This window comes from Paenibacillus sp. GQ49, from assembly GCF_059759055.1.
Map to the genome: position 1 here is coordinate 263923 of NZ_JCAXEL010000001.1, position 23997 is coordinate 287919.

Below are 23997 nucleotides of genomic sequence, written 5' to 3' on the forward strand. Positions count from 1 at the left end.
ACCGCAGTCTGTCCCTCTAGATTATCATTATTCTCTGATGCCGCACAAGAGAATCACTTCTTCCAATTTGTTATGAAAAAAGAGATTACAGACTGGCCGCAAGCTTACGGCTCTCCTGATCACAACGCGCGATCTCCTGCAGATCAGGCTCGTCCACATTGTGGTGTGCTTCCAGCACAGAAGCAATAATATCTTCTATTTTAAGGAATGAAATCTCTTTACGCAAGAAACGGGCTACAGCAACCTCGTTGGCTGCATTAAACGCCGTTGTTGCGGTTCCTCCCATTTTACCACACTCATACGCCATTCTTAAACACGGGAACCGTTCCATATCCATCTCACGGAAATGTAATTTCCCAGCCTGAGCAAGAGACAGACGCTGTGCTGGTGATGGCAAGCGGTCAGGGTAAGTCAGTGCATATTGAATGGGAACTCGCATATCCGGATTCCCCAGTTGTGCGATGATGCTTGTGTCATCAAATTCCACATATGAATGAATAACACTCTCTGGGTGAAGCAATACATTAATCTGATCATATCGAAGACCAAATAACCAATGTGCCTCAATGACCTCAAGCCCTTTGTTAACCATCGTTGCCGAGTCTATCGTGATTTTGGAGCCCATTGACCAATTTGGATGTTTAAGTGCATCCTCTATAGTCACGTTCTTCAACTGTTCACGGGTAAGATCACGGAATGATCCGCCTGAAGCGGTGAGCGTGATGCCTGTCAGGCGTTCTCTGTTTTCACCATTCAAGCATTGGAATATCGCAGAGTGCTCACTATCAACGGGCAGTAAAGAGACTCCTTTGGCAGCCGCTCTTGTCGTAACGATATGCCCCGCTGTAACCAATGTCTCCTTGTTGGCCAGTCCGATCTGTTTGCCTGCGTCTATGGCAGCAAGCGTTGACTCCAATCCAACACTGCCCACCACCGCTGTAACAACCGTATGCGCATCGGTTCCTGCCGCAACTTCTACGAGTCCTTCATTGCCATAAAATAGTTGCGTTCCTGCTGGCAAATGTGGAGCTACCTTCTCCGCCAGTTCTTTAGACCCCACCGATACCTTCTTCGGTCGGTAACGTTTGGTTTGTTCGATCAGCAGGTCTGTATTGCCTCCGGCAGCCAGTCCCTCCACTTGAAAGAGTTCTGGATGCATGTCAACTACATCCAGTGTCTGGGTTCCAATGGAACCGGTTGACCCGAGAATCGCAATTTTTTTCATGCTGCACCTCATTTTTAATTATCCAATGCCTACGGCGAACAATGCTTTATCTCAGACACAAGTTCTTCTTTAGTAGGGCAATAGCATTAGTATATGTACGAATGGAAAAACAACAATCCAGCTGTCGCACCGATCAAGAATGCCTCCATGCCCTGGGAGAAGACTGCCTGAATCCTTGATATTATATACACGTTTGTATGCAGACTGGATCAAGTCACCCATCTGACCTACAACTGCACAGGCAATTCCGATCACAATCGCTCTCTGCCACGAAAGCAAACCATCTGATACTAATGCAAAAATAACAGAAGTAACAATTGCAATTACGATGCCACCCAGTGCACCCTCTATAGTCTTGTTTGGACTGATGGAAGGCCACAGTTTGTTTTTACCAATGAGTTTCCCCACAAAATAAGCTCCTGCATCACTGGCCCATATGGAGCCCAGCAACAGGAACGTCCAGAACAATCCATGATGCAGATGTCTGGATTCTGCAATGTAATAGAAACCGATCCCTATATACAACACGCCGAGGAAAAGCATGGCCACTGTATTCACGGGAACCTTATTTTTGGTGACAACCGAAGCTGTCATCAGTACAAGCATCACTATCCAGATGACCTGAAATATGGATAGCGGTCTTGCCTCCCAAAGCATTTCCCAAGGAAACACAATGGCAAAAACACCAGCATATCCAATCAGGGCTACACCTGAAAAAGGCATCACCCCGGTCATTTTAACAAATTCATAATAACCGATGAGAGCCATAAGCAATACCAAACCATGGTACCAGGGTCCGCCCAGCATGCAAAAACCCAAAAACAACACACCTGCTATGATTCCTGTCGTTAATCGCTGTTTCAACGGCTTCATCCTCCATCTATTTCAAACCGCCGTAACGCCTTGTTCTGCGCTGATATTCGGCTACTGCTTCAAGCAAATGCTTTTTGCCAAATTCGGGCCAGTATATATCCGTAAACCATAATTCACTATATGCAAGCTGCCAGAGCATAAAGTTGCTTAATCTCAACTCTCCGCTCGTCCGGATCAGCAGATCCGGATCGGGCATGTCAACCGTCAGCATATGTCTATCAATGAGTTCAGGTGTTATGTCTTCTGCCGATAGTTCCCCCGATTTCACCTGCAGAGCGATCTGTTTAACACAGTCCGTCATTTCACGACGACTTCCATAGTTCATTGCAAAGTTCAAAACGAGACCTGTATTATGTTCCGTAAGACGAATGGCTTCCCGCAAGGCATTAATTGTATGAGAAGGTAAATGTTCCTCTTGACCCATCATGCGAATGCGCACATTTTTTTCTATAAGTTCATCCAGCTCTATGGCTAGAAATTCTTGCGGAAGTCGCATCAGAAAATCCACTTCTTCTTTTGGACGCGTCCAGTTTTCTGTCGAAAAAGCGTACATCGTCAGATATTTGATGCCCAGTTCATCCGCCGCGATGGTCGCACGTTTGACCGCCTTCATGCCATTTTGGTGCCCGGCTATACGCGGGAGTCCCAAACGTTTGGCCCATCGTCCATTGCCGTCCATGATGATGGCGACGTGCTGCGGGATATTGTCCTCGGATATAGTCAGCGTTTCCTGCTTGTCAGCCCCATTCCACCACGACCGAACCCGTTTGATCATTCCTGTTCCTCCAAAATCCCTGAAGTTTCTTTATCTGAAGCTTGGAAAAAGAGACAAAACCCCACCGTATTGGAGGGGCTGCGCTTGTCTTACACTTCCATGATTTCTTTTTCTTTGGCAGCGAGTACCTTATCGACTTCAGCAATAAACTTGTCGGTCGATTTTTGGATATCGTCCTGATGTCTCCGGGATTCATCCTCGGAAATATCTGACTTTTCCATTTTCTTAATGTCATCATTCGCGTCACGGCGAATGTTACGAATCGCTACTTTACCTTCTTCACCGAACTTCTTCGTCAGCTTAACAAGTTCCGCTCTACGTTCTTCCGTCAATGCCGGAATAGACAAACGAATCATGCTACCATCATTGGCTGGAGTAAGACCCAGATCTGATTTCATGATGGCACGCTCGATGTCACCCATGGAGGATTTGTCCCAAGGCTGAATCATCAGTGTACGGGAATCCGGAGTACTGATATTAGCGAGTTGATTCAATGGCGTCATTGCTCCATAATACTCTACCTGGATTCGGTCCAGAAGAGCTGGAGTTGCACGGCCTGCACGCAAAGTAGCCAGGTCACGACGCAATGCTTGAATTGCTTTTTCCATACGCTCTTCGGCATGTTGTTTAACCGCTTGTGGCATTAATCTACACTCCCTTTAACGATTGTTCCGATACGTTCGCCCAGAACAACACGTTTGATGTTACCTTGTTCCGTAATGGCAAATACGATCAACGGGATGTTGTTGTCCTTACAAAGCGAGGATGCCGTCGAATCCATTACACCAAGGTCTTTGTTAAGAATATCCATGTAAGTCAACTGATCAAATTTCACAGCTGTACTGTCCTTAAACGGATCTGCTGAGTATACACCATCAACTTTATTTTTGGCCATCAAGATAACTTCTGCTTCAATCTCCGCTGCGCGCAGTGCTGCTGTTGTATCCGTGGAAAAGAACGGGTTACCTGTACCTGCTGCAAAAATAACGACCCGGCCTTTCTCCAGATGGCGAATAGCTCTACGACGAATATAAGGCTCTGCAATCTGTTGCATTGCAATAGATGTCTGTACACGCGTAGGCACTTCAATCTGTTCCAAAGCATCCTGCAGTGCCAGCGAGTTCATCACTGTCGCCAGCATACCCATATAATCGGCAGTTGCACGATCGATGCCTTTTTCGCTACCGGCAATTCCACGCCAGATGTTTCCGCCGCCACAAACAATAGCAACCTGTACACCAAGTGCAACAACCTCTTTTACCTGTTGGGCAATCGACGAGATCGTATCTGCATCAATACCGTAGCCGTTTTGACCGGAAAGAGACTCTCCGCTGACCTTTAAGACAACACGTTTAAATACTGGCTGTTCCAATTATTCACCCTCCACTTTGAATTGAACACGCTTGGTGTTCAACCAACAAAACTCCTCGCGCATGGCCTCCTGCTTAAAAAGAAAGGAACACAGTTGTGTTCCGCTCTTTTAGGAAAAACGTTTAACCGGTAAGGCACTGTTTTCCTGAGATATAAGGGAGTTTACGCTTCGAAGTTTCATCATTCTTATATCTTCGAAAATCAATTTAGCTCGCCGGTTTATAGAAACCGTCTTATTTGTTTACTTGGGACATTACTTCTTCTACGAAGTTGTCTACTTTTTTCTCAAGACCTTCACCCAGTTCATAACGAACGAAACGACGGATGGAGATGTTTTCCCCAATTTGGCTGATTTTTTCGTTCAGCAATTGAGAGATCGTTTTGTCTGGATCTTTAACAAAAGTTTGTTCCAGCAGGCAGTACTCTTCGTAGTATTTACCGATACGGCCTTCAACCATTTTTTCAATGATTTTCTCTGGTTTGCCTTCGTTAAGAGCTTGAGCTTTCAGAATTTCTTTTTCTTTTTCCAGCTCATCTGCAGGAACTTCTTCGCGTGTAACGAATTTAGGATTAGCTGCAGCGATTTGCATAGCTACATCTTTAACGAAATCCTTAAATTGATCCGTTTTACCAACGAAGTCAGTTTCACAGTTAACTTCAACCAAGACACCAATACGTCCACCAGCGTGAATGTAAGATTCTACAACGCCTTCAGTTGCTGCACGGCCTGCTTTGCTTGCTGCAGCAGAAAGACCTTTCTCACGCAACAATTCAGCTGCTTTTGTTACATCACCGTTTGCTTCTTCCAGTGCTTTTTTGCAATCGAGCATACCAGCGCCCGTTCTTTCGCGAAGTTCTTTTACTGCACTCGCATTAACTGCCATTATAAATTCCCTCCAACATTAAGTATTGTACGTACACTCTAAAAAAAGGGCAGTGAGAGGTTATCCACCTGCCAACCACCCTTTTCATTTAGTTTATAACATATGTTCGAATCTATTAAGCGGAAGTTTCTTCGCCTTGGTTAGCTTCGATTACTGCGTCAGCCATTTTACCTGTCAGCAATTTAACAGCGCGGATCGCGTCGTCATTACCTGGGATAACATAATCGATCTCGTCCGGATCGCAGTTAGTATCAACGATACCTACAATTGGGATACCCAATTTGCGAGCTTCCGCAACAGCGATACGCTCTTTGCGTGGATCGATGATGAACAGGGCGCTTGGCAGGCCTTTCATATTTTTAATACCGCCCAAGAATTTCTCCAGACGATCTTTTTCTTTGCGAAGCAAGATAACTTCTTTTTTAGGCAATACAGCGAATGTACCGTCTTCTTCCCAAGCTTCCAACTGTTTCAAACGATCAATACGTTTTTGAATTGTTTGGAAGTTAGTCAGGGTACCGCCAAGCCAGCGTTGGTTAATGTAGAATTGACCAGCACGTTCAGCTTCTTCTTTAACGGAATCTTGAGCTTGTTTCTTAGTACCCACGAAAAGAATTTTACCATTCTCTCCTGCGATTCCTTTAACGAAGTTGTAAGCCTCTTCGACTTTTTTCACCGTCTTTTGCAAGTCGATGATATAAATTCCGTTTCTTTCAGTGAAGATATAACGATCCATTTTTGGGTTCCAACGACGAGTCTGGTGACCGAAGTGTACCCCAGCTTCGAGAAGCTGCTTCATGGAGATTACTGCCATCTTCACACACCTCCTAATATGGTTTTTATTGTGTCCTCCGCCGGCATCATTTTTCGCCAAGACTCTCCATAAGGAAAGCACCCTCAACAAAATTAGCACATGCGTGTGTTTTAACACCGTTATCTAATATAGCATAACTGACTGTCCGATGCAACAGTTTTTGAAGCTAAAATCTACTTTTCGTTTTTTGCTAGTATCGAATCATTTTAAACTTGATATGTAACTCAGGCGCTAATTATTATCAAGCTTTGAAAATGCACCGTTTAATACGCAAAAACCGTCCAGTCCGAGCATGCTCAGTTTGACGGTTCTTTCGTAATTTTTGCGATAATGGATTTGAAACTTTCGCCTTTTTCAAGCGCATAGGTACCCACTTGGATTTTGGTATTGATTCGCTCAGCCTTGCCAGCCTTGATGAATGCTTGAGCATCATCTACGATTCCCGCGGTTTTCAGGTTTGCTGCAACGATCGCCAGACTATTGCCTGAACGTACTTTGAATGATACTGTTGCGCCTTTCGGATTGCTCGGCGTTACAGGTTCTGTTGTTTTCGGCTCAGTTATCTCTTTTTGCCCTTCAACTTCACTTGTAGCAGGCTCTTGTGGCTTCTCAGGCTCGGTAGGTGTTTCCGTAGAGGTTACTGTCTCAGGTGGTGTTGCTGTTTCCCCTTGCAACTCACTGCTTTCCTGCTTTTTCTTATCTACCCACTCCGCTTCTGTGTACAATTCCTCTTCAGAACCGACCACCTTCATATCCAGGCTTTTTGCGGCTGTTTCAAGTTGTTCTTTGGTTATATTGGCAGTCTGCTCGGAGTCCAGATTACTATCCGACAATGCATTTTGTCCAACTGTGGCCAGTTGAAGCAAAACCGCACCAATAATCATGCCGCTCCCCAGACCAATCCATAAGGATCGCTTGTCCATGACTTAGCTTTCCTCCCGTTCTGCCAGTTGCAGTATTAACTGTACCTCACCTCGCTGAATGCCTGTCTGCTTGGATATGACATCCATCGACTTACCTTCAGCATGTAGATTAAAGAGTTCTGCATATCGATCTTTAATCGATTCACGCCCAGGCAAAGATTCGACTTCACTGGTCTGTTGGTCTGCTTCTAACGCCTGCTGGGCCGCCTCTGCTTGTACACTTTTCACGAGCGCTTGTGCTTGCAAACCTTCGGAAGATTGTACGGATACATTACCAGAGTGTGGAGCAGGTGATGCGACAGGTTCATTCTTTTTGCTCTGTTCCAGCTGATCCAACCGCTGCTGTAATTCCTGAAGTTGCAATTGCATACGTTGATCGGCTGCTGTCGCTTCTCCCTTCATTTCAGCCACACGTTGAATAAGAGCATCATTATCATTTTCGATCTCGGTCATGTAGTGTTCAAGCGTAGATTCCATCTCCTGCACCAGTTGATGCCCAGGCTCTTGCACCTTGTTTTTCCGAGGCATAATACAAGCGTATGCGATGGCGCAGGCCCCTAATATGACAATAATGATCCATGGTGACAAATTGGGTTCTCTCCTTCTGATTCAACCATCGGTGCGCAAGACTCCATGTCCATAACAACCATTTATTATAAAGACAGATCTATGTGTTTTCCCTTGTACGGGTGCTCTGCAGGTTTGACAGTCTCTTGAGCCTGAGCAGACTCCTGTCCATCGGAACCACTCTGCTGATCCCCATCATGGTTATGACCATCACGCACCGAAGTCTGTGAAGTTTCGTCCATTGCTTCACTTCGTTGCCTTGCTTCATTTGCTTCTTTCGACGTTTGCTCTGCCAAAAGATTCTGATCCGTAATCGGTCGCTGCTGGGCTTCACTTTGATAACGTCCCGCTTCACTTGTTCGTGGTACCGCAATCTGCAACTCCACTGCTTTGAAACTCATACGCTCACCTCACGGTTTCGAATGGATTTCTTCCTGTGCCTGAATGCTGTACTTAAACGTATGGAACCATCGTAATATCACCATCGTGATAATAAAATGAAATTCGACTCACCGGATCTTTAATAAATTTCGTGTATCTGCCGATAACTATTTTAGAGCCTCCATAAATCATCTTCAGAATATCAACACGAGCCTTACTTGTATCTTCAAGTGCCTTTTCAATTTCAAAGATACGCATTTTCGTTTCTTCACTTATACGAAGAGCAGATTTCTGCGTAGCATTCAGCTTGATTCGCATCGACATCTTATCTGGAGTGAGTTGTCCAGCGGCAGCTAATTGATCCAGCAATGTCAAAGCTTTCTTCGTTTTATCCAAGGAATCCATCTGCTCTCTGACTTCCTTGCGCAAATCATTGAGTTCGTTACGCAGCTTTGGTAGCACACCAACTTCAATGGAAGTGACCGTGGACATGCTGTTGCCTACAACACGCGCTGAGACGTTCTGACCAGCCTGGATGGAGCCACCAACGATTAGACCTTTGGTGCCCGCACAGATGACACCATGACCAGCACGAATATTGGAATGCATAATACTTTGGGAAACCAGAACATCTTCACCGGCATCTACGTTACCTTCTTGAATGAAAGTACATTTAACATTATGGCCTGCTTGTACCAGTCCTTTGTTATAACCAATAATACCACCGGTAATTTCGATTGAGCCGCCTGCTTCCAGTTCAGCTCCTTCGACACCTCCGACGACACGAATGTCACCTGCTGCTTTGACTTTAAATCCGGTAAGTACATTGCCTCGTATGACAACTGTGCCTACAAAGTCAATATTACCGTTATTGTAGTCAACGTCACCGTTGACTTCATAGACCGGAAACACATTCAGTTTGTTACCGTCCGTTTTGGTAACCAGCCCATCCAGTGCAGCATACATCGCAGAACCATCCGGGTTAATCACAACGTTTTTCCCAACTTTAAACCGAGCTTCTTTTCCCGGACGATAAGGAATTTCCTCACCCGTTACTGCCCTGCCTGGTATGCCATCGCAAGGAGCGATCCGCTCTGCAATGATCTGACCACTACGGACATTGTTTAGCCGGGTCACTTCTTTGTAATCGACAGTTCCATCTTCCGATTCCAGGGGTCGTCGTTCATTCGTATCGTCCATTCCAACCAGAACCTTGATGAAGCCATCTGTTCCTTGAATGGGAGCGACACCTTCTGCAATCTTGTATTTATCTTTCAAATAGGTTTCAGGGTTGCTCACAAAAAGTAATAATGCCTCCCGCGATACACCTTGTTTGACGCCCTTGTTTGCCACAAATTGTTCAAGTTCATCGATCGTGCAGGCAAAGCCTTCTTCCTCTTTGGAAAATTCAAGGTAGGCTGTGCATTTGTCGTCCGATAAAACAATGTTTAAACATTGTTCCAAAGCAGTCCGCTGTGTCACCGCAATTCTTCCCCCTTTTAGACTTTCCACTCCCCAAACTCCAATGATATTACTTCTCTCTATTAATCTTTACGCATCAACAAATCTTTCTGTTTGTCCAACGTGCCGCGTAATCGTAATATTGCCTTGGAATGTAACTGGGATATACGAGACGGAGAAAGAGACATAACCTCAGCAATTTCACTAAGAGAAAGATCTTCGTAATACAAGAGTGAAACAACCGTTCTCTCTTTTACCGTCAACTTGTCAAGCCCTTGCACCAAAGCTTCCTTCAAATAAAACTCATTCACTTTATAATCCGGATTTTTGGCTTTCTCATCCACCATCAAGGACAGACGAGTCTCAGACTCTTCCTCACGAATGGGGTCCTCCAGCGAGCAAAGTGACATGACTGCCACTTCCTGAAGCATATGTTGAAAATCTTTAGTGGACACGTCCAGGTACTCGCTCATTTCCTCATCACTAACAGACCTCAGATAACTTTGTTCCAGCTGTTGGTAGGCGTCTTCAATTCGCTTGGCCTTCTCCCGCACAGAACGCGGAACCCAATCACCTTGACGCAGACCGTCAAGAATGGCTCCGCGGACCCTCCATGATGCATAAGTTTCAAATTGCAGACCACGTTCATAGTCGAACTTCTCCAATGCATCAATTAACCCCATAACGCCATTGCTCTCCAAGTCATCCTTGGGAACATTTTTAGGCAGACCGACAGCCAGTCGACCGGATACATAATTTACAATATGAAGATACTTTTCAATCAACGTTTTCTTGGCTTCAAGATCTCCATGTTCTTTCCACTTTTCCCACAGATCAGAATGGTTCAAATGTGAAGCTTTACGCTCGTTCAATTGCTTTCACCCTCCTTATTTGTCTGTCAGGTGACGAACGGCCTGCGCCAATTCCTCCGGATCCTTGGTCCGGACAAGTTTAGGCGGATCCAAAGGGGCGAATCCCGTTGGAGCTTTCGTCTCAGATGGCGGAAGATCGTCCCCAGATGAAGCGTTCTGTCCACTCTTGAGCAAATCATTCAGCTCTTGTCCATCGTCTTCGATTTTAATGTCCACCTGTGAACCTCTTTGATCTTGAGCATTTGGTGAATCATAACCATACCCATTTCCCTCGATCTGAGGGTTCAGCAGCAATCCCAATCCCCAGCGTAAACCATATGCAAGGACAAACCAGGCTACGAATCCGATCAATCCGCGAATTAAACTGGTCATCAGCACATTGCTGCTGTATGCTACAAAAAAAGTAAGAATAAACCCAACGATGCCTGCTCCAAGATTAATGCGGTAGTTTCCTATCATAGTCTTATAGTTCCTTTACACCCATTTGTACACTTCGAATAGTCAAAAGTCCAGTTTCACAGTCCATCTCAATCGTTCGTCCATAATTCCCACCCGTATCTTCTGCTAGAAGAGGGATATTGAGTTTTTGAAGCCACTCTCGACAAGAATCTGCATTCCTTGGTCCAATGCGCATTGTATCTCCAGCGCCAGCAAAGGCAAACATCTGAGAGCCCCCGGCCATTTTAGACACAATACGTGAGTGAGAAGCGCCTAGTTTTATCATCTTTTCCAAAAGCTCAGGCAACGCCGTATCCGCATATTTCGCAGTGTTCAGTTTCCCTTCACGGGCGATCTCTGAAGTAGGAAGCATGACATGCGCCATTCCAGCCAGCTTCAAATGTGGGTCATACATTGTTAATCCCACACACGAGCCCAAGCCTGTCGTACGGATTACACCAGGAAGATGAGCGATGTTTAAATCCGCCATACCGACTTTAACGACGCTTTTGTCCTCAATCATGGCTCAGTGGCACCCCTAGCGATTCAAATATCTTTGCAAAGGATGGTGGATCCGGAATGAGGAAAAACTGACCCTCAACTTGATCTTCACCTTCAAAGAAAGATGTGTCAATCAACAATGCAGCGTCACCCATCTCGCCAAATTGCAGCAAGCCATAACTTAGAATGGCACCTGCCATGTCGATGGCAAGTCCAGGAACAGTTGGATACATAGACAACTTCGTGAAATCTGCCAAAGAAGAAAGATAAGATCCCGCCAAAATATTTCCAATCTCGGAAAGCGCTGATTGTTCCATATCTGTAAAAGCCAGTCCTTCTTTCAGATCAAACCCGGCAAGTCTATTCAACAACATTTTAGCAGCCTCTGGTGTCATCATAAAGAAAAGATTTCCCGGTGCTTCGCCTTCTACACGAAGAAACACGGTAACCACGATGCGTTCATCTCCGCCCACTTTTTCGGCAACTTCTTCAAAAGGGAGCATTTGTACTGTAGGTACACCCATGTCAATCGGTCTGTTGAGGAGTTGAGACAACGCCGTTGCGGCGTTGCCTGCTCCAATGTTACCGACCTCTTTGAGCACATCCATCTGGAATACCTCAAATCGGTTGAACATCTCCACGGTACTAGCCCTCAACACTTTCCAGCTGTACAATCTCGCTTTTATTTAATACTTCGTTTAGGTTGAGCATAATCAACAAGCGTGAATCCTCCAATTTAGCAACACCTCGCAGGTATCTTGCTTTGACGCCACCAACCACTTCTGGTGGGCTATCGATTGCACTGCTCTTGATATCAATAACATCATTGGCAGAATCTACGATAAAGCCAACTTGCATGTCGTCTACACCTACGATAACAATACGAGTCTGATCCGTGTATTCCGTTTCCGGAAGGGAGAAACGACCGCGTAGATCAATGACCGGAATTACAACACCGCGTAGATTAATAACTCCTTTTACAAAGGAAAGTGTCTTGGGAACACGGGTAATTGGCATCATGCGCTCAATCGTCTGAACCTTATCTACCTCAATACCATACTCTTCGGAACCCAATTTAAAGACGATGACTTTCAACTCTTCTTCCATGTAAAAAACCTCCCTATTAAATGTAAGACTTAGCTCTATGCTTATTTAATAAATGCATTAGGATCAAGAATCAGGGCTACTTGTCCATCTCCGAGAATGGTTGCTCCAGAGATTCCTTCAATAGCAGGAAGATAGGTTCCCATTGATTTGAGAACAATCTCACTTTGTCCAATAAATTCTTCAACAGCTACGGCTGCAAGACGGTCGCCTTTGCGAATCACGACAATTTCTGTTTCCTGCTCATCAGCGTCATTGAAATCCGGTACGGAGAAAACTTCGCTCAAGGACAAATACGGAATCAGTGACTCACGGAACGTGATCATTTTATTGCCGTGAATATTACGAACTTGCTCACGTTGTACAATGGCCGTCTCTACAATGGAGGACAACGGAACAGCGTATTTCTCTGAACCAAGTCGTACAAGCATTGCAGCAATAATGGATAGAGTCAACGGAAGCTGAACAGAGAAGTTTGTGCCTTTGCCTGGAGTTGAATGAATGGTTACATTACCGCCAAGCGAAGTGATCTTCGATTTTACTACATCCAAGCCAACGCCCCGGCCAGAGATATCCGAGATAATATCAGCAGTACTAAAACCAGGTGCGAACAACAGTTGATTTACTTCATCGTCACTCATCTTGGCACCTTGTTCTTCGGTTACAACACCACGTTTGATCGCGGTTTTCAAAAGCTTGTCGCGATAGATACCTTTACCATCATCTTCAATCTCGATAAATACGTGATTTCCACTGTGGAAGGCACGCAGGTTTACTGTACCCATCTCTGGTTTACCTGCAGCTACACGCTCTGCAATGGATTCCACACCATGGTCAACCGCGTTACGCAGTAAATGCACAAGCGGATCACCAATCTCATCAATTACCGTACGATCCAGTTCCGTCTCAGCACCTGTAATCACCAGATCGATTTTTTTATCAAGTGTCTTAGCCAGATCACGGATCATACGCGGGAATCGATTAAATACGGTATCTACCGGAACCATCCGCAATTTCAGTACAATATTTTGCAAATCTGTGCTAACTCGACTTAAATGAGCTACTGTATCGGATAAATCATTGTTGCCTGTTTCACTGGCCAATTGCTCCAGACGTGAACGGTCGATCAACAATTCACTGAACAGGTTCATCAATACGTCAAGACGTTCAATATCCACACGAATGGTACGTGAAGGTGCAGCAGCTTGCTTCGGTGCAGCTGTTTTAGCTGGTGCCGTTGTGGTTTCTTCTTTGGGTACAGAATTCTTATCCGGCGAAGCAACCTCAGCTACAGCTGTTGGTGCGGGTGGCGCTTCAACTGTAGCTGCTACCTGATTGGCCATCTGCTGAAGAGTCTCCTGATCCAGTTGAATGAGCTTTGCACTTTCAATTTCAGAGATACTCATGATGCCTTCTTCCAGTTCGTGCGCCTCTTTAGTTGTTATGTAATACAACGAGAAACTGCGCTCAAACTTCTCCTGCTCAATATCCTGAACGGATGGGTAAGCCTTAACGACTTCACCTGAACGTTCCAGCATATCAAAGACCATATAAGCCCGTACACCTTTTAACTGGCTATGCTCGCTAACAAGCACATCCACGTAGAACACACGATGACCTTCGGCGATCGACTGATCCAGCACTGAATATTGGAATTCATCCAGCTCCACAGCCGAAGAGATTGAAGCGTTAGCCTTCTTGTTTGTTTCTGTAGCAGGTCCGTCTCCGTTTGTCATTTCACCATTTTCAATGGCCTGAAGTGAAGCTACGATTGCCGACACATCTGCTTTACCTTGTCCACCTTCGGTAATATCCTGAACCATGGTTTCCAAAGCGTCCAGACTCTTGAACATAGTATCAAAAATGTAATCCTGCATTTTCAACTTCTCATTACGAACCAGATCCAACACATTTTCCATTTTATGTGTCAGTGATGCCAAATCTTCAAAGCCCATAGTTGCTGCCATACCCTTCAAGGTATGAGCAGAGCGGAATATAACCTGAACTATGCCCAGGTCTTCCGGATTGCCTTCAAGTTGAAGCATGTTTTCGTTAAGCGATTGCAGATGATCATTAGACTCATCAATAAACATGGATAAATATTGGTTCATGTCCATTGTGAGGCACCTCCTCCGTGAGTTACACTCCGTTATTTCACTGCTTGAACAAGTTTAGACGCAATCTCCTGCAATGGCAGAAGATGACGAACGCATTGCAGCTCTACAGCAGAACGCGGCATACCATATACAACACATGTTTCTTCATTCTCGGCAAAGGTTGATGTAACTCCAGCTTCGTATAATCTCTTCATCATACGTGCTCCATCACTTCCCATTCCCGTGAGCAAAACAAGATGCCTTTGTAAAGATGTAAACGGCAGAAGTGACTCAAACATCGTATCCACTGAAGGTCTATGGCCATTCACTGGTTGATCTTCAGTCAACTTCACGATAAACTTCCCGTCTGCTGTTTTGTTAATTTTCACATGGAACCCGCCGGGTGCTATATAAGCGGTTCCTTTTTTCAGAACCATGCCCTCTTCAGCTTCAACCACATGCAGTGGACTGAATGTATTCAATCGTTGAGCCAGAGAACGTGTGAAATTGGGCGGCATATGCTGCACAATAATGACCGGTGCAGGCAAATCAGCAGGCAACTGCTCAAGCAATGTTTTGAGAGCCCTCGGTCCACCCGTAGAACAACCTATTGCCACAAGTTTGTTGAATGGTCCTTCCAGCCCCCCTCCACCTTTGGGGACAGGATTAGGCTTGATTACATCCTTGGCTTTTGCAGAGGCAGAAGTTGCCGCTATTTGATCAGCTGCTACTCTAGCTGCATTAGGTAGTCGAACTTCCTTTGGAGTCTGTACTGGATTAGCTGACCTCACTGCTTGTTCTGCCTTCGTCCCCAAATTACGCTCAGCCTTCGGCAAAGGCTCTGGTTTGTTCTCTACGCGACCTGGTTTTGAAGGTGACAATGGTTCAATTGGTTTCTTTGACTTGGCCTGAAAAGCTTCAGTCCGCTCTCGAAGAGAGCGTTGACTCGTCTGCACAGGTTCGATCGTTTTTTTCACAGGTTCCGCACGATCCCTAGCCGGCAGTTCTTTCTGCACTGGCTGAGTTGGGGGAGCAACTGCTCCTCGCAACATGTCTCTATTTTTCATGGATAACTCACGATCAGCTTTTCTTTTGATCTCATTCATCGCAGCACGCATGCGCTCAACCAAGGCTTTACCGACTTGAGCAATATCCTGGTCATGTGAAATAGATGGTTTGCGAATGAAGTCAAATGCCCCTGCTTCAAGCGCCATAATGGTTTCTTTCATACCTTGTTCATTGATACCAGAGAGCATAATCACAGGAACGAAAGATTCCTTCATAATTGATTTTAAAGCATCCAAACCATTCATTTCGGGCATCTCAACGTCCATTGTAATAATATCGGGTTTCAATTCTAGTGATTTTTGAATCGCTTCTCTACCGTTTGATGCCGTTGCCGTAACCTTGAATTCTGGATCCGCTTGGATCAAATCCGTAACAATCTTACGCATAAAAGCGGAATCATCGACAACCAATACTTGATACGCCGCCATGTTGTGTCACCCCTGTTTCCTTTATTCAGAAATCATGTTGTCCGTTTAAGCCACTTATTCATAAATCCCCTGATTCCTGTCAAGGTTCCGGATCCCGGAGTTGCAGGTACAGCCAGATAACGAAGAGCAAGTTTCTCTATATCTTTGGAGGCTTTGGCATTGGGATAAGCCAGACTATAGGGCATTTGCCTTTTAACCGCCTTGACTACCTGGGCGTCTTCTGAAATATACCCAAGCAGCGGAATATCCGTCTGCAAAAACCGCCTCGCCACTCCAGCTATTTTATCTGCCACCCGTTCCGCTTCTCGTTCGTCTTCCACCCGGTTAACGATCATCCGAAAGGGCGTAGCATTTTCCTGGCCGTGCATAACTTTGACTAAAGCATAAGCATCGGTTATTGAAGTCGGTTCAGGTGTAGTTATAATCAGGCATTCATCAGCAGCACCGATGAACTTCATATTCTCTCTGGAGAGTCCTGCCCCAGTGTCAAAGATGACATAATCCATTTCCTGGGCAATATCCTCGACTTGACTGGCGAAAAACTCCAGATCACGATCAGACAATGAGAACAACTCTTTCATGCCTGATCCCCCAGCAATGTAAGGCAAGCCACTGGCACCCAGTTGTATGATTTCCCTTATGGATTTATGTCGGTACAACAGGTGGTAAAGATTATAGGAAGAAGACGTACCCATAAGAACATCAATATTAGCCATTCCAATATCAGCATCAAATACAAGTACCTTTTGCCCCAAAGCCTGCAATGCCAAGGCAAAGTTCAGTGTAAAATTGGATTTACCAACACCTCCCTTACCACTGGCCACAGTAATGATTTTCGAGGATCGAATATCTCGCTCAATGCCTTCCAATTCCAATGGCGCGGAGACCATACTTCGAAGTGCAGCTGCCTGATCCTTCATTGTGACCATTCTCCCAGCAACTGTTTAGACAACAAATCTGCATCCGGCTTCAACAAATCGTCCGGAACATTTTGTCCATTTGCCACATATGCGAGCTTGAGTGGAAAACGGTGTAACAAGTTAAATAGCGGACCGCAGCTCCCAGTCTCATCCATTTTGGTGAAAATCACCTTATCCAGACCATATTTACTGAAATGTTCCGTGATCTGAACCATATCAGCACTTTTGGAAGTCATACTCATGACCAGAAAGGTTTCGCTATTCTCTACAGGAGCAAGCAAACTTTGCAGTTCCGAAACAAGTAATTCATTTCTGTAGTTTCTACCCGCTGTATCCATAAAGATCAAATCACAATTCTCTAATCGAGAAATGGCACGTTGTGTATCACCGGGCGATTGTACCACCTCAAGTGGAACATTCAGTATAGATGCATATGTTCTAAGCTGTTCTACCGCCGAGATCCGATACGTATCTGATGTAATGAATCCAACTTTACGCTGTTTTTTGAACATTTGTTCAGCAGCCAATTTTGCAATTGTCGTAGTTTTCCCTACACCGGTTGGTCCAGCTACATAGACGATTCGCGTGGTAGGAAGAATGCCTTCTTCAATACGTTGCTCCAAAAAGTGCATAACCTCAAGCTTCACTATTTGTTCTACATCCTGTTCTTTCAATCCATTCTCAGACCATTTTGCTTGAATTGAATCAAACCAGGATTCCCATACTTCAGGCCAAACATCTTGTTCTGTCAAACGTTCTCGGATCGTATGCAGTTCCTCTGGCACAGGGTCCGCAGAAGTACCTTGCTTTGAAAGCCTGGTCACCATCTGTTTAAGATCCTGCAATTCAGTCATCAACTTGTCCTGCTGCAGGTCTGAACCTGTTGGCTTCGGACCAGTTGTTGAACCCGAAAAATCCGCCCCTTGCGGTCGCGGTTTATGATCCATGCTCGAAGAACCAGAGCCGCTGTCTATGTCTGAACCGATATTACGCGATTCAAACACAGACGACGCAGCCGCAGATTGATCCTGTACACTTTGATCAGCTGCACTCATTGTCGCCGACTCATCAGAAGCCGCAACAAACGAACGAGCTGTTTGCCGATAAGCCTCAGGTACAAATGCACGAGGTACAGGTGTGAATTGATTTTGTACTGGCTTTGTTGTTTGCTTGTTTTCTTCCTTATCCACTGCAGCTACAACTTCGATCCGTTTTTTGCGAAACATTCCCATTACACCGCCCACCTTAATCTCTTTGGTGGACAGAATAACGGCATCACTTCCCAGGTCTTTGCGAATTTGAAGCATAGCTTCGGGCATGGTCTCAACAACGTATTGTTTTACTCTCATAAGTTCACCACCCCGATACTTTGAATTTCAACATTCGGCTCCAACTCGCTGTAGGAAAGCACAGGAATGTCCTGCATAGTACGTTCAATAACCTGACGCAGATACATCCGAATGGTTGGAGAAGTTAATACAACAGGTTGCTGACCTGATTGAATCAAACGGTTCACTTGTTCACTGAGCTTCTGATATACACTTTGTGTAGATACAGGGTCCAGCGCAAGATAACTGCCTTGATCCGATTGTTGCACACTTTCAGCAATTTTCTTCTCAAGACCAGGTCCAACCGTGATCACTCGAAGTGTCTCACCTTTTTGAGAGAACTGCTGAGTAATCTGACGTGAGAGGGATTGTCTGACGTATTCAGTCAGTACATCAGGATCCTTCGTATACGTACCATAGTCCGCCAGTGTCTCGAAGATGGTAACCATATCCCGAATAGATATTTTCTCACGCAATAACTTGGCAAGCACTTTCTGTACATCACCAATAGAAAGTAGCGATGGGATCAGTTCATCCACAAGGGCAGAATAGTTCTCTCTGAGATTATCCACAAGTGCTTTTGTCTCTTGTCTTCCAAGTAACTCATGCGCATGTTTCTTAATCAGTTCCGTCAGATGTGTAGCCACAACGGAAGGCGGATCAACGACCGTATATCCTGCAAGTTCCGCTCTGTCTTTGGTGACTTCATCAATCCACAGTGCTGGAAGTCCAAAAGCAGGCTCCGTCGTTTCAATACCTGTCACAGACTCCTCATCATAGCCAGGACTCATAGCAAGGTAATGATTCAACAACAGTTCTCCCCCGCCTACCACATTACCCTTGATTTTGATAACATACTCATTGGGTCTGAGCTGAATATTATCTCGAATCCGTATGACGGGAACGACCAACCCCAGTTCAAGAGCACACTGCCTCCGAATCATAATGATCCGATCCAATAAGTCCCCACCCTGCTGATTATCAGCAAGCGGGATTAAACCATAACCAAATTCAAACTCAATAGGGTCCACCTGAAGTAGGTTAATTACACTTTCAGGACTTCTAACCTCTTCAATCTGCTGTTCTTCTTCCAACTGTTCTTCCGCTACTTGTTTCAAATTCAGATTATTCTGCATACGCCACGCGGCATATGCCAACACACCTGCCAACGGAAGCGTTGTAATAACATGAATGGGTGTGAAGAACCCGAGCATGGCAATAACGAAAGCTACGATATAAATAAGTATTGGATATGTAAACAGTTGCCCCGTAATATCATCTGCCAAGTTTCCTTCGGATGACGCTCTGGTGACGATAAGTCCTGCTGCTGTAGAAATAAGCAGAGCAGGGATTTGGCTTACTAATCCATCTCCAATAGTCAATACAGAGTACGTTGCCATTGCATCTGCAAAAGCCATCCCATGCACAGTCATACCGATAATAAATCCACCAATGAGGTTGATCAAGAGGATGATAATACTTGCAATTGCGTCACCTTTTACGAATTTACTTGCTCCATCCATCGCTCCATAGAAATCGGCTTCACGTTCAATTTTGGAACGACGCTCACGAGCTTGTTGCTCGTTGATCAGACCCGCATTCAGATCCGCATCAATACTCATTTGTTTACCAGGCATCGCATCGAGGGTGAATCGAGCAGCAACTTCAGCTACGCGCTCAGACCCCTTTGTAATAACGATAAACTGAACAACAACGAGGATCAAAAACACGATAAATCCAATCGCAATTTGCCCTCCGGCAATCCAGCTACCAAAGGTAGCAACAACGGCTCCCGCATCCCCGCCACCAAGGATTAGCTTGGTTGTCGAAATGTTCAGTGCAAGTCGGAATAGAGTAGTGATTAGCAGCAAAGCTGGAAAAATAGAAAACTGCAACGCTTCTTTGCTGTTCATGGCAACAAGAAGTATCATCAGAGCAATTGAAATATTCACGACCAGCAACAAGTCCAACAGCCAGGGCGGGATCGGGAGAATCATCATCAACACAATGCCAATGATACCCGCAAGGACAGCTATATCTTTAATCTTCAATGAATGTACGGCCTCCGATCCCCTTTTATTTCGTTCTGCCCTTTAGTTTATATACATAAGCCAGCACTTCGGCTACCGCTTGAAACAAATCGGCCGGTATAGCGTCACCAATCTCGGCTCTCTGGAACAATGCTCGTGCTAACGGCTTGTTTTCCATCGTAATAACACCGTTTTCTTTGGCAATTTCCTTAATACGCAAGGCAACATAATCCTGACCTTTGGCAATAATCTGCGGTGCCTCCATCTCGGAACCTTCATACTTTAGCGCAACCGCGAAGTGGGTCGGGTTCGTGATGATTACATCCGCATTCGGCACTTCCTGCATCATACGCTGCATAGCCATACGACGCTGACGTTCCCGGATTTTACCTTTGATCAGCGGATCACCTTCCATTTTCTTGTACTCATCCTTAATGTCCTGCTTGGACATGCGAATCTTCTTCTCATGGTCATACTTCTGATACATGTAATCAAATATCGCAAGTATCATTAATGCCACTGCAATCTTGATACCAAGACTTAAAGTGATCGACGCAGCGAAATGTAAAATAGCATCCAATGAAAAATGAGAAAGTGAAGCAATATCTGACTGGTAGCCCTTAATTGTACTGTAAACGAGATAACCGATAATCGACATTTTCAAAATGGATTTAGCAAATTCCACTAATGAGCGGAGAGAGAATATATTTTTGAAACCTTTAATCGGGTCCAGTTTCTCAAGTTTTGGCTTCAAACCTTCCCCTACAAGAAGAAAACCAACTTGCATGTAGTTAACGATCAAAGCAACCAGGAACGCACCCAGCAAAATGGGAGCGATCAATAACAAAACTTCAATGCCATAGCGCATCATAAGCGCCATCACATTCTCTCCGGTGATATCCATACTCAATCGATTGATGAAGATATCTGTAAACAGACGAACTATACGTTCTTTATAAAAATTGCTGAATACCATCATGATCAAAAACACGATTAGGAGAATGGAGGCGCCAGATAGTTCAGCGCTTTTTACAACCTGTCCTTTTTTTCGTGTATCCTGTCTCTTTTTCGGGGTAGCTTTCTCCGTCTTCTCCCCTGAAAACAACTGGAGGTCGAGTTGAAGTTTCATCCGTGTCTTTTCCTCCGTTTCACTCAGCCGGGCCTTTGTCCAATGGTTCCAAGCAATTTTTCCATCGATCTGAATATCGCTTCGAACAATTGACTAAATACAAAGGAGAAACTGGGAACCAGCAAAAGCAAAATAGCAAGACCAACGAGTAACTTAAGCGGCAACCCAACTGCAAATACATTAAATTGAGGAGCAGTTTTGGCCAAAAAACCCAATCCAACATCCGTCAAAAACAACGCAACTACAATTGGAGCCGACATCTGAAAAGCCAGCATAAATGATTGACCTAAGGTCTGTATCAAAAATTCAGCAATACTTCCATCTGCCAACCGTAGGAAAAACATATTCGATAATGGTACCCACCGGTAACTGTAAACTATCGCATCCAGCAAATAATGGTGTCCATTCATCGTCAGAAACAGAAGCATTGCAAATGCATACTTCAAGTTACCCGTAAGTGGAGCTGAAGCACCTGTCATTGGATCATATACATTAGCCATACCAAAACCGATCTGTAGATCGATAAAGGTCCCCGCAGTCTGAACAGCCGTCATCAACAGATAAGCCACAAAACCTAAAAGCAGGCCAATTAAAATCTCTCTGATGATCAATAAGACATAGCTCAGGTCTGTGGGCACGGTCTGGTCTATTCCATAGATCAGATAGACAGATAATGTGACAAATGCAGAAATACCAATTTTAACTGAAGCCGGCACATTTCGCGCCGAAAAAACTGGTGCAGTTACAAAAAATGATGTGATTCGACAAAACATAAGCAGAGCGACAGGGAAACTTTGCAACAATGTCTCCATCTGCTAAAGCCTACCCTATGTATCTGTATAGATTATCGAGAATGTTAAACGTAAAATCGACCAAGATATTTAAGATCCAAGGTCCAAACAAAAGTACCGCCAGAAGTACGGCAACAATCTTGGGCACAAAAGCTAATGTTTGTTCCTGAATTTGAGTAGTTGCTTGAAAAATACTGATTGCAAGTCCTACAACCAGAGCTAGTATAAGCATGGGTGCGCTGGCCAGCAATGACGTGTATACCGCTTTCCCGGCCAGACCGATAATAAATTCCGAAGTCATGACCGTCCTCCTTTAACTTTCCGGATCAAGTGTTAAAACTCAGTAACAGTGACTTGACAACCAGGTACCACCCGTCCACAAGGACAAAGAGCAGTATTTTGAAAGGTAATGAGATCATGACCGGCGGAAGCATCATCATCCCCATTGCCATGAGTGTACTCGCGACAACAATGTCTATAACCAGAAACGGAATAAAAATCATAAACCCCATCTGGAATGCTGTCTTCAACTCACTGATAACATATGCCGGCACCATAACAGTAATTGGGATATCCTGATAGGTCTTTGGTTGTTCAGTCTGATTGTACTTCATAAACAGTAACAGATCTTTTTCTCTGGTGTGACTAAACATAAATTTCTTCATGGGATCCGCTGCTTTTTCAAGTGCCTCGGTTTGCGTAAGCTCTCCATGGAGATAGGGCTGAAGCGCTACCTGATTTATGGAAGACAATGTCGGCGACATAATGAAAAGTGTCAGAAATAGCGCCAAACCGACCAGCACCTGATTGGGTGGCATTTGTTGTGTACCCAAAGATGTACGTATAAAACCGAGCACAATCACAATCCGAGTAAAACTGGTCATCAGTACAAGCATCGCTGGAGCAATACTAAGCACCGTAATTAACAGAATGATGGACAGTGAACTCGTGCTTGGTGTCCCTCCATCACCGTTTCCAATCTGAATATCAATATTCGGAATGGGTTCGGCAAAGGCAACCGTTACAGATGCCAGACTGATAAGTCCTAATAAACAACACGCTAACCAAATCTTTTTCTTCATGAATCCCTCGACCGATCTGTAGTATTGTCTTTATCCAGGAGCTTTTCCATCTTCTCTTTACGGTTAGGCATCTGCCGAAGTTTGGATTCAAACATTTCGTGAAAAGAAGTTGTGTCCTCTAGTTCCATTTCCCGCGGCGGTTCTTCTCTACGGAAACGTTTTGTGAGCTTGGCAATGAGAGGTGAGAGATTCCCTTGTTGTGCAGCAGCATCTCTTTCGAAGGAATCAATGATTCTTTGCGCCTCTTCCAGATCTGAAACCTTATCTACCAACTGAATGTCTTCACCTACACCAAGCAGATATACACTTCCACCAATTTCAATAATTTGCAGCGACTTGTTTTGCCCCAGTCCAACCCCGCCCAGGGTACGAATTGTGCCGTGCCGGAACATTTGCTGATTCCGTTTGTTTAAGAACCGGATCAGATAAACAATAAGGGCCAGGATGACGGCCAGGACAACAATCACCCATACAAGCTGTAAATAATAATTGGTTCCCACGCCAGCTCCTCCTGGAATATCACCCTGAGCCATCATCATGTCTCTTAAACGCCCAGTGTCTTGCTGATCGCTTCGATAACCCGGTCAGATTGGAACGGTTTAACGATAAAGTCTTTGGCACCTGCTTGAATAGCGTCGATTACCATCGCTTGTTGACCCATCGCAGAGCACATAATCACTTTTGCGTTAGCATCAATCTTCTTGATTTCTTTCAAAGCTGCAATGCCGTCCATCTCAGGCATCGTGATATCCATTGTGATCAGATCCGGACGAAGCTCTTTAAATTTCTCAATTGCTTGTGAGCCATCCTGTGCCTCACCAACAACCTCATATCCATTTTTGGACAAAATGTCCCGGATCATCATTCTCATAAATGCAGCGTCGTCTACGACTAAAATTCGGTTTGCCATCTTGATTCAAGTCCTCCCTAAATTGT

At 44.8% G+C, this 23997-nt stretch carries 27 protein-coding genes; all 27 read right to left on the reverse strand.

What is annotated here, in order from left to right; all coding sequences use genetic code 11:
* Window positions 1–85: 85 nt before the first annotated feature.
* The 27 genes from AC6CIF_RS01285 to AC6CIF_RS01415 all read right to left on the reverse strand — a co-directional run bounded on the left by AC6CIF_RS01285 (window position 86) and on the right by AC6CIF_RS01415 (window position 23971).
* Window positions 86–1225: a 1-deoxy-D-xylulose-5-phosphate reductoisomerase gene (locus tag AC6CIF_RS01285; protein ID WP_076208881.1), complete on the reverse strand. Its 1140-nt coding sequence runs from the start codon at window positions 1223–1225 to the stop codon at window positions 86–88.
* 69 nt (window positions 1226–1294) lie between these two features.
* A complete protein-coding gene (locus AC6CIF_RS01290; RefSeq protein ID WP_498197475.1) occupies window positions 1295–2089 on the reverse strand; it encodes a phosphatidate cytidylyltransferase in 795 nt (264 codons plus the stop codon).
* A 16-nt stretch (window positions 2090–2105) separates the two neighbouring features.
* On the reverse strand, window positions 2106–2873 hold the full coding sequence (gene uppS / locus AC6CIF_RS01295) for an undecaprenyl pyrophosphate synthase (RefSeq protein WP_017689151.1): 768 nt from the start codon (window positions 2871–2873) through the stop codon (window positions 2106–2108).
* An 89-nt stretch (window positions 2874–2962) separates the two neighbouring features.
* A complete protein-coding gene (gene frr, locus AC6CIF_RS01300; RefSeq protein WP_017689152.1) occupies window positions 2963–3517 on the reverse strand; it encodes a ribosome recycling factor in 555 nt (184 codons plus the stop codon).
* Window positions 3517–4245 (reverse strand): UMP kinase, encoded by a 729-nt coding sequence (pyrH, locus tag AC6CIF_RS01305; protein WP_076208883.1) that lies wholly within the window; start codon window positions 4243–4245, stop codon window positions 3517–3519. The genes frr and pyrH overlap by 1 nt, the downstream gene beginning before the upstream one ends.
* Window positions 4246–4477: 232 nt before the next feature.
* Complete coding sequence (gene tsf, locus AC6CIF_RS01310; RefSeq protein ID WP_036609326.1) at window positions 4478–5128, reverse strand: translation elongation factor Ts; 651 nt, start codon at window positions 5126–5128, stop codon at window positions 4478–4480.
* Between the two features lie 115 nt (window positions 5129–5243).
* Window positions 5244–5942 carry a 30S ribosomal protein S2 gene (rpsB, locus tag AC6CIF_RS01315; protein WP_017689155.1) on the reverse strand — a complete coding sequence of 233 codons (699 nt, stop codon included), beginning with the start codon at window positions 5940–5942 and terminating at the stop codon, window positions 5244–5246.
* A gap of 296 nt (window positions 5943–6238) precedes the next feature.
* Window positions 6239–6865 (reverse strand): hypothetical protein, encoded by a 627-nt coding sequence (locus tag AC6CIF_RS01320; protein ID WP_498197478.1) that lies wholly within the window; start codon window positions 6863–6865, stop codon window positions 6239–6241.
* 3 nt (window positions 6866–6868) lie between these two features.
* Window positions 6869–7453, reverse strand: a complete 585-nt coding sequence (locus AC6CIF_RS01325; protein WP_498197479.1) for a hypothetical protein — start codon at window positions 7451–7453, stop codon at window positions 6869–6871.
* 65 nt (window positions 7454–7518) lie between these two features.
* The gene (locus AC6CIF_RS01330; RefSeq protein ID WP_076208886.1) at window positions 7519–7833 is read right to left on the reverse strand and encodes a hypothetical protein; all 315 of its coding nucleotides are present in this window, start codon (window positions 7831–7833) and stop codon (window positions 7519–7521) included.
* A 52-nt stretch (window positions 7834–7885) separates the two neighbouring features.
* Complete coding sequence (locus AC6CIF_RS01335; RefSeq protein WP_498197481.1) at window positions 7886–9295, reverse strand: flagellar assembly protein A; 1410 nt, start codon at window positions 9293–9295, stop codon at window positions 7886–7888.
* 62 nt (window positions 9296–9357) lie between these two features.
* Complete coding sequence (locus AC6CIF_RS01340) at window positions 9358–10146, reverse strand: FliA/WhiG family RNA polymerase sigma factor (RefSeq protein ID WP_017689160.1); 789 nt, start codon at window positions 10144–10146, stop codon at window positions 9358–9360.
* Window positions 10147–10161: 15 nt separating this feature from the next.
* Window positions 10162–10605, reverse strand: a complete 444-nt coding sequence (locus AC6CIF_RS01345) for a hypothetical protein (RefSeq protein ID WP_076208888.1) — start codon at window positions 10603–10605, stop codon at window positions 10162–10164.
* A 4-nt stretch (window positions 10606–10609) separates the two neighbouring features.
* Complete coding sequence (locus AC6CIF_RS01350; RefSeq protein WP_017689162.1) at window positions 10610–11107, reverse strand: chemotaxis protein CheD; 498 nt, start codon at window positions 11105–11107, stop codon at window positions 10610–10612.
* Complete coding sequence (locus AC6CIF_RS01355; protein WP_091034987.1) at window positions 11100–11720, reverse strand: chemotaxis protein CheC; 621 nt, start codon at window positions 11718–11720, stop codon at window positions 11100–11102. The genes AC6CIF_RS01350 and AC6CIF_RS01355 overlap by 8 nt, the downstream gene beginning before the upstream one ends.
* A 10-nt stretch (window positions 11721–11730) precedes the next feature.
* Window positions 11731–12192 carry a chemotaxis protein CheW gene (locus AC6CIF_RS01360; RefSeq protein ID WP_036609340.1) on the reverse strand — a complete coding sequence of 154 codons (462 nt, stop codon included), beginning with the start codon at window positions 12190–12192 and terminating at the stop codon, window positions 11731–11733.
* Window positions 12193–12233: 41 nt separating this feature from the next.
* The gene (locus AC6CIF_RS01365) at window positions 12234–14306 is read right to left on the reverse strand and encodes a chemotaxis protein CheW (protein ID WP_498197484.1); all 2073 of its coding nucleotides are present in this window, start codon (window positions 14304–14306) and stop codon (window positions 12234–12236) included.
* 32 nt (window positions 14307–14338) lie between these two features.
* Entirely contained in the window at window positions 14339–15781 is a 1443-nt protein-coding gene (locus AC6CIF_RS01370) for a chemotaxis protein CheB (protein ID WP_076208890.1), read from the reverse strand.
* 32 nt (window positions 15782–15813) lie between these two features.
* Entirely contained in the window at window positions 15814–16701 is an 888-nt protein-coding gene (locus AC6CIF_RS01375; protein ID WP_076208891.1) for a MinD/ParA family protein, read from the reverse strand.
* Window positions 16698–18050, reverse strand: coding sequence for a flagellar biosynthesis GTPase FlhF (gene flhF, locus AC6CIF_RS01380; RefSeq protein WP_498197487.1), 1353 nt, complete (start codon window positions 18048–18050; stop codon window positions 16698–16700). The genes AC6CIF_RS01375 and flhF overlap by 4 nt, the downstream gene beginning before the upstream one ends.
* A complete protein-coding gene (flhA, locus tag AC6CIF_RS01385; protein WP_076208893.1) occupies window positions 18047–20080 on the reverse strand; it encodes a flagellar biosynthesis protein FlhA in 2034 nt (677 codons plus the stop codon). The genes flhF and flhA overlap by 4 nt, the downstream gene beginning before the upstream one ends.
* Before the next feature lie 25 nt (window positions 20081–20105).
* Complete coding sequence (flhB, locus tag AC6CIF_RS01390; RefSeq protein WP_181155343.1) at window positions 20106–21188, reverse strand: flagellar biosynthesis protein FlhB; 1083 nt, start codon at window positions 21186–21188, stop codon at window positions 20106–20108.
* A 23-nt stretch (window positions 21189–21211) separates the two neighbouring features.
* Window positions 21212–22000, reverse strand: a complete 789-nt coding sequence (gene fliR, locus AC6CIF_RS01395) for a flagellar biosynthetic protein FliR (RefSeq protein WP_076208895.1) — start codon at window positions 21998–22000, stop codon at window positions 21212–21214.
* A gap of 10 nt (window positions 22001–22010) precedes the next feature.
* Entirely contained in the window at window positions 22011–22280 is a 270-nt protein-coding gene (fliQ, locus tag AC6CIF_RS01400) for a flagellar biosynthesis protein FliQ (RefSeq protein ID WP_047842485.1), read from the reverse strand.
* A gap of 25 nt (window positions 22281–22305) precedes the next feature.
* Complete coding sequence (gene fliP / locus AC6CIF_RS01405) at window positions 22306–23061, reverse strand: flagellar type III secretion system pore protein FliP (protein WP_498197489.1); 756 nt, start codon at window positions 23059–23061, stop codon at window positions 22306–22308.
* A complete protein-coding gene (locus AC6CIF_RS01410; RefSeq protein WP_143760270.1) occupies window positions 23058–23594 on the reverse strand; it encodes a flagellar biosynthetic protein FliO in 537 nt (178 codons plus the stop codon). The genes fliP and AC6CIF_RS01410 overlap by 4 nt, the downstream gene beginning before the upstream one ends.
* An 11-nt stretch (window positions 23595–23605) precedes the next feature.
* A complete protein-coding gene (locus AC6CIF_RS01415; RefSeq protein ID WP_017689175.1) occupies window positions 23606–23971 on the reverse strand; it encodes a response regulator in 366 nt (121 codons plus the stop codon).
* Window positions 23972–23997 lie beyond the last annotated feature (26 nt).